Origin of the sequence: Streptomyces jumonjinensis, assembly GCF_009600885.1 — a bacterium.
GTDB classification, from domain to species: Bacteria; Actinomycetota; Actinomycetes; order Streptomycetales; family Streptomycetaceae; genus Streptomyces; species Streptomyces jumonjinensis.
In genome coordinates this window covers 79,104-85,384 of sequence record NZ_VCLA01000039.1, presented here as the reverse complement: position 1 = coordinate 85,384, position 6,281 = coordinate 79,104, and the positions used below count along the sequence as shown (strand labels likewise).

The window sequence follows — 6,281 nt, the reverse complement described above, 5'->3', positions numbered from 1 at the left end:
GGTCACAGGGGTGGGGAACGCCGGGGTGGGGCCCCGGTCGCCGGGGTTCGGGGCGGCTTGGCCCGGGTTCGGGGGCGGCTTGGCCGGGTTCCGTTTCGGCGCGGTGGTCAGGCGGTAGGTCAATACGACGGCGCCGCCGCGGAGTTCCCTGTCGCGAAGTGCGGTGGAGGGGGAACTCGGCGGCGGCGTGGTCGCGTTGTCCTGATCGGGCTCCGCGGTGGGGCCCTCGGGGAGGGTCAGCCCTTGTTGGGGCCTTCGTAGTCGTCGCCGTAGGAGCCCTTGGCGGGCCGGCGGCGGCGCATCGGGGGCTCGACTCCGTCGGCGAGGCGCCGGGCGGTGACGAGGAAGCCGGTGTGGCCGATCATCCGGTGGTCGGGGCGGACCGCGAGGCCCTCGACGTGCCAGTTGCGGATCATCGATTCCCAGGGCTGCGGTTCGGCGAAGGAGCCGATCTCGCGGATGGATTCGACGGTGCGGGCGAGCTGGGTGGTGGTGGCGACGTAGCAGCAGAGGATGCCGCCGGGGACGAGCGCCTTGGAGACGGCCTCCAGGCATTCCCAGGGGGCGAGCATGTCCAGGATGACCCGGTCGACGTCGGCGTCTGCGAGGTTGTCCTGGAGGTCGCCGACGGTGAGCTGCCAGGCCGGGTGGGGACCGCCGAAGTAGCGTTCCACGTTCTGCTGGGCGATCTCGGCGAAGTCGGCGCGGCGCTCGTAGGAGTGGAGCATGCCCTGGTCGCCGATGGCGCGCAGCAGGAAGGCGCTGAGGGAGCCTGAGCCCACTCCCGCTTCGACGACGCGTGCGCCGGCGAAGATGTCGGCGAAGGCCAGGATCTGCCCCGCGTCCTTGGGGTAGACCACGGCGGCGCCGCGGGGCATGGAGAGGACATAGTCGGGGAGCAGGGGGCGCAGCGCGAGGTAGGCGACGTTTCCCGTGGTTCGGACAACACTGCCCTCGGGGGCGCCGATCAGCTCGTCGTGGGGGAAGGAACCCTTGTGGGTGTGGAAATTCTTCCCGGCTTCGAGCGTGAAGGTGTAGTGGCGGCCTTTGGGGTCGGTGAGCTGGACCTGGTCCCCGACCTTGAAGGGCCCGCGTCGGCGGGCGGCACCGGTCGGTTCGGACATGTGACCAGCCTACCGGGCCCGGGGAGGGTGTGAGCACCTGGGCGGGCCTGGTGGGCTGTGGTGGGGTCAGTGGGGGCGGGCCATGGCGGCGACGAAGGCGCGTTCGACGTCGGCGGTGGAGAGTACGCCGTAGATCTCGCCGGTTTCTTCGATGACGAGGTATTCGGTGGCGGGGGTGGCGCGGAGTCGGTCGAGGAGGGCTTCGCCGGCGAGGTCTGCGGGGATGCGCATGCCGTCGTTGAGGTCTTGGGCGAGTCCGCTGACGGCGACCCAGGGGCGGCGGTGTTCGGGTACGCCGACGATGGCGGCTTCGCGGACGAGTCCGGTGGGTTCTCCGTGGCCGTCGACGACGACGAGGGCGCGGGCTCCGGCTTCGTTGGCGCGGCGGAGGGCTTCGGAGAGGGGGGTGTCGGTTTCGACGGGGACGGCGCGTCTGGTGAGGGTGCGGGCTTCGAGTTCGGGGAGGTGTTCGCGGAGGCGGGCGACGCGGAGGCTGTTTCCGGCGCCGGTCCAGATGATGGCGGCGAGGATGGCGGCGAGGAGGGCGTCGGTGACGGTTTCGGTGCCGCCGATGTCCTGGGCGGGGTTGCCGAGGGCGCCGGTGTGGGTGAGGAGGGGGAGTCCGATGAGGACGGCGATGGCGAGGGCGCGGCCGACCCAGGCGGCGGCGATGGTGCCGGTCATCGGTTTGCCGGTGATCTTCCAGACGATGGCGCGGAGCATGCGTCCGCCGTCGAGGGGGAGTCCGGGGAGGAGGTTGAAGGCGGCGACGATGAGGTTGGAGATCATGAGTCCGGCGAGGAGGACGCCGGGGACGGTGCCGGGGTCGACGGCCTGCATGCCGAGGTAGAAGACGCCGGCGAGGACGAGGGAGAGCAGGGGGCCGACGAAGGCGAGGATGAATTCGCGGCCGGGGGTCTCGGTTTCTTTCTCGATTTCGGAGACGCCGCCGAAGAACTGGAGCTGGATGCGGCGGACGGGGAGTTTGAAGCGGAGCGCGGCGACGGTGTGCGCGAGTTCGTGGACGAGTACGGAGGCGTAGAAGGCGACGGCGAAGAAGAGGGAGACGAGGTAGCGGGCGTTGCCGAGGTCGGGCAGGACGCGGTCGAGCTGGCCGCCGAAGACCCAGGTGATGAGGGCGGCGACGAGGAACCAGCTGGGGGCGACGTAGACGGGCACGCCGAAGGGGCGGCCCATGAGGATGCCGCCGCCGGGGCCCTTGGAGCGCTGCGGTTTGCCGCCTCGGCCGTTGCCCTGGGGTTTTTCCTGCTGGGCGTCGGCCCGGGCGCGCTCGCGCTCGCCTCGGGTGTCGTCCTCGTTCACGGGTTCCCTTCGTCTCGGTGGTGGGCTGGGCGGGCCGGTGTGCCAGCCTCTGAGGTCGATGGTATTGCGCTGGCTGTCAGTGGGGGGCCGTAGGGTCGTAGTCATGAGTACGAGTCAGGGGACGTCGGCGGGTCGGCCGCCCATGTCGTTGTCGCCGTCGCGGGCGGGCGATTTCATGCAGTGTCCGTTGCTGTACCGGTTTCGGGTGATCGACAGGTTGCCGGAGAAGCCGAGTGAGGCGGCGACGCGGGGCACTTTGGTGCATGCGGTGCTGGAGCGGCTCTTCGATGTGCCTGCGGTGGAGCGCACGGCGCCGCGGGCGAGGGCGCTGGTTCCGCGGCAGTGGGAGCGGTTGCTGGCGGACCGGCCGGAGCTGGGTGAGCTGTTCGCGGGGGATGCGGAGGGTGAGCGGCTGGCGCGTTGGCTGGGTGAGGCGGAGGCGCTGGTCGAGCGGTGGTTCTCGTTGGAGGATCCGGCGCGGCTGGAGCCGGCTGAGCGGGAGATGTTCGTGGAGGCGGAGCTGGAGTCGGGGCTGCGGCTGCGGGGGGTGATCGATCGGGTGGATGTGGCGCCGTCGGGTGAGGTCCGCATCGTGGACTACAAGACGGGTAAGGCTCCGCGCCCGGAGTACAGCGAGAGTGCGCTGTTCCAGATGAATTTTTACGCGCTGGTGATCTGGCGGTTGCGGAAGGTGGTGCCGCGGCGGCTTCAGCTGGTGTATCTGGGGAGCGGTGATGTGCTGACGTTCGATCCGGTGCAGGCGGATCTGGAGCGGGTGGAGCGGAAGCTGCTGGCGTTGTGGGAGGCGATCCGGCTGGCGACGGAGACGGGTGACTGGCGTCCCCGGCGGACGAAGCTGTGCGGCTGGTGTGATCATCAGGCGGTGTGTCCCGAGTTCGGTGGTGTGCCTCCGGTGTATCCGTTGAGTGTTTCCCCCGCCGACGGGTCGGATGGCGGTCAGGGCAGAATGGGTCCGGACCGAGTGTGAGGAGTTTGCCCGTGGCCATCCGCGTTCTGCTGGTCGATGATCAGCCGTTGCTGCGTACCGGTTTCCGGATGATTTTGGAGGCGGAGCAGGACATCGCGGTCGTCGGTGAGGCCGGGGACGGGCTTCAGGCGTTGGATCAGGTGCGGGCGTTGCAGCCCGATGTGGTGCTGATGGACATCCGGATGCCCCGGATGGACGGGGTGGAGGCGACGCGGCAGATCACCGGGCCCGGGCGGGATGGTCCGGCGAAGGTGCTGGTGCTGACGACGTTCGATCTGGATGAGTATGTGGTGGAGGCGCTGCGGGCGGGGGCCAGCGGGTTTCTGTTGAAGGACGCGCCCGCTGATGAGCTGGTGCAGGCGATCCGGGTGGTGGCGGCGGGTGAGGCGATGCTCGCGCCGAGTATCACGCGCAGGCTGCTGGACAAGTACGCGGGTCATCTGCCGTCCGGCGAGGAGCCGCTTCCGGACACTTTGCACACGTTGACCGATCGTGAGGTCGAGGTGTTGAAGCTGGTGGCGCGCGGGTTGTCGAACGCGGAGATCGCGGCGGATCTGTTCGTCAGCGAGACGACGGTGAAGACGCATGTGGGTCATGTGCTGACGAAGCTGGGGCTGCGGGACCGGGTGCAGGCGGCTGTGTACGCGTATGAGAGCGGTCTGGTGCGCCCGGGGGCGACGCCGCAGTAGAGCTGGGTCCTCTCGGGGCCCGGCGGTGGAGCTGGGGTCTTTCGGGGCCCGGTGGTGGCCGGGTTCTCCCGGGGGCTGGAGTGCGATGGAGCGGCGGTGGGCCTGGGCCCGCCGCCGCTCCGCTGTGTCCGGGGGTCGCCGTGGGGTCGTGGGGTGATCACCGGTCGGCGATCACCCCGGGGGCGGTCAGTCGCCGCTGGTGCCGAGTTCCCAGAGCTGGAGGTCGGAGCTGCCGTTGAGCAGTCGCTCCACGCCGGTGATGCCCTTCTGGGCGGCGACGTACTGCTTGCCCTGCCAGAGCGGCAGGACCGGTACGTCCTCGGCGATGATCTCCTGGAGCCTGGCGAAGGTGTCGGCGGCGGCGGTGCGGTCGGCCTGGCGGCGTGACTGCGGGATGAGCTTGCGCGCCTCGGTGCTCACATAGGGCGAGTTGAGGAAGTTGTCCTCTTCGAGGAACGGGGCGATGTAGTTGTCGGGGTCGGGGAAGTCGGGGACCCAGCCGAGGCCGTAGACGGCGTACTCGCCGCGCTGTCCGGCGGCGCGGAACTTAGACCACTCGGCGTCCTTGACGGTGACCGAGAAGAGGTTGGAGGAGTTCAGCTGGTCGCGGATCTCGTCGAACTCGCCGGAGGAGTAGCGGTCGCCCGCGTAGTGGAGGTCCAGCTTGACCGGGGTGGTGATGTTGGCCTCGCGGAGGATGTCCCTGGCCTTCTCGGGGCTCGGGTCGCCGTACTTGTTGTAGAAGGCGTTCTGATGTCCGGTGACGCTGGAGGGGATCAGGGAGTACAGGGGCTCGGCGGTGGAGGAGTACACCTCGGTGGAGAGCTTGCCCCGGTCGATGAGGGCGGCCATGGCCTGGCGTACGGCCTTGTCCTTCACCGCGGGGTGCTCGGTGTTGAAGGCGAGGTACTGGATGGAGAGACCGGGCAGTTCGGTGAGCTCGATGTCCTTGACGGGGTTGTCGAGCATCTTCTTGATCTGGACGGAGGACATCTCGCGGGTCGCGATGTCGATGTCGCCCTTCTCCAGCGCCTTGGTCATGGCGTCCGAGCTGGCGAAGATCCGCAGTTCGACCTTGTTGTTGCGGGTCTCGACGTCGCCTTCGTAGGACCCGTTCTTGCTGAAGACGACCTTGGTGACCGCGTTCTTCTCGGTGGTGGCCTTCATGGTGTACGGGCCGGAGCCGTCGACCTGGAAGCCGGTGCGGAGCTTTTTGCCGTCGTACTTCTTCTTGCTGACGATGGCGGCGGCGGGGGTGGAGAGCTTGTGCGGGAAGGTGGCGTCCGGCGTGCTGAGATGGAAGACGATCTCGCGCTCGCCCTTGATCTCGATGGTGTCGATGTTCGACAGCAGGGCGGCGGCGCCGTTGGAGTCGTTGATGCCGAGCAGCCGCTCGATGGAGAACTTGACGTCCTCGGCGGTGACCGGGGTGCCGTCGGAGAACTTCAGACCGGGGCGGAGTTCGCAGCGGTAGCTCTGGGAGGCGTTGTCGGTGAAGCCGCAGGAGCTCGCGGCGTCGGGCACGGGCTCACCGCCGCCGCGCGGGGCGTGCATCAGCGTCTGAAGGGTCTGGCGGAGCACGTTCCAGGAGCCGGTGTCGTAGGCGAAGGCCGGGTCGAGGGGTGCTGGGGAGTCCTTGTCGGCGATCAGCTGATCCGTAGTGCCCACGACAATGGCATCACCGCCACCCGCTCCGCTCTCCGTCCCGCCGCAGGCGACGAGTACGGGCGCGAGCAGACCGACCACGGCCGGCAGCACCAGAGTCTTACGGTTCATCCTGGACGTTCTCCTCATCCGGCACTGGGATACAGCCTGTACGGGAGGCTTCGCCGCGACCGCCCTGTGGGGCGGTTCGACCGGTCCGGAAATCAGGACGATCGGTCCTGTGTTCACGGCGGTTGTGCGACCGCCGGGGGCGCATCGATGTTGCGGCGAAGACTCGCGAAGAGATTAGTCGGCGGGTGCCGTGAGGGTTCACCGGGCGGGATCGGGGCCGTATTCGTTCAGTGATCACTTGTGTCTGTGAGTGGATGACCTGACCACGGAATTTTTCATGCGTCACTGGCACGAATAGGGACACAAGGATCGACGGAACGGAGGGTGGACCGGCCCGTGAATGCCGGGGCCGACCCAGTCCAGCGCGCGTGCGGTGATCAA

5 protein-coding genes are annotated in these 6,281 nt (G+C 68.7%); 2 read left to right on the top strand and 3 right to left on the bottom strand.

What is annotated here, in order from left to right:
- Positions 1-236: 236 nt before the first annotated feature.
- Both FF041_RS05405 and FF041_RS05400 read right to left on the bottom strand, forming a co-directional pair.
- Positions 237-1,124 carry a tRNA (adenine-N1)-methyltransferase gene (locus FF041_RS05405; RefSeq protein WP_153521253.1) on the bottom strand — a complete coding sequence of 296 codons (888 nt, stop codon included), beginning with the start codon at positions 1,122-1,124 and terminating at the stop codon, positions 237-239.
- A gap of 66 nt (positions 1,125-1,190) precedes the next feature.
- On the bottom strand, positions 1,191-2,447 hold the full coding sequence (locus FF041_RS05400) for a site-2 protease family protein (protein ID WP_323371479.1): 1,257 nt from the start codon (positions 2,445-2,447) through the stop codon (positions 1,191-1,193).
- A 103-nt stretch (positions 2,448-2,550) separates the two neighbouring features.
- Here FF041_RS05400 and FF041_RS05395 point away from each other — a divergent pair, with 103 nt between their 5' ends.
- The gene (locus tag FF041_RS05395; RefSeq protein WP_228388033.1) at positions 2,551-3,435 is read left to right on the top strand and encodes a RecB family exonuclease; all 885 of its coding nucleotides are present in this window, start codon (positions 2,551-2,553) and stop codon (positions 3,433-3,435) included.
- Between the two features lie 11 nt (positions 3,436-3,446).
- Complete coding sequence (locus FF041_RS05390) at positions 3,447-4,124, top strand: response regulator transcription factor (RefSeq protein WP_323371478.1); 678 nt, start codon at positions 3,447-3,449, stop codon at positions 4,122-4,124.
- 186 nt (positions 4,125-4,310) lie between these two features.
- On the opposite strand, the gene FF041_RS05385 is transcribed toward FF041_RS05390, so the two are convergent.
- Positions 4,311-5,900 (bottom strand): ABC transporter substrate-binding protein, encoded by a 1,590-nt coding sequence (locus tag FF041_RS05385; RefSeq protein WP_153521251.1) that lies wholly within the window; start codon positions 5,898-5,900, stop codon positions 4,311-4,313.
- Between the last annotated feature and the right edge of the window lie 381 nt (positions 5,901-6,281).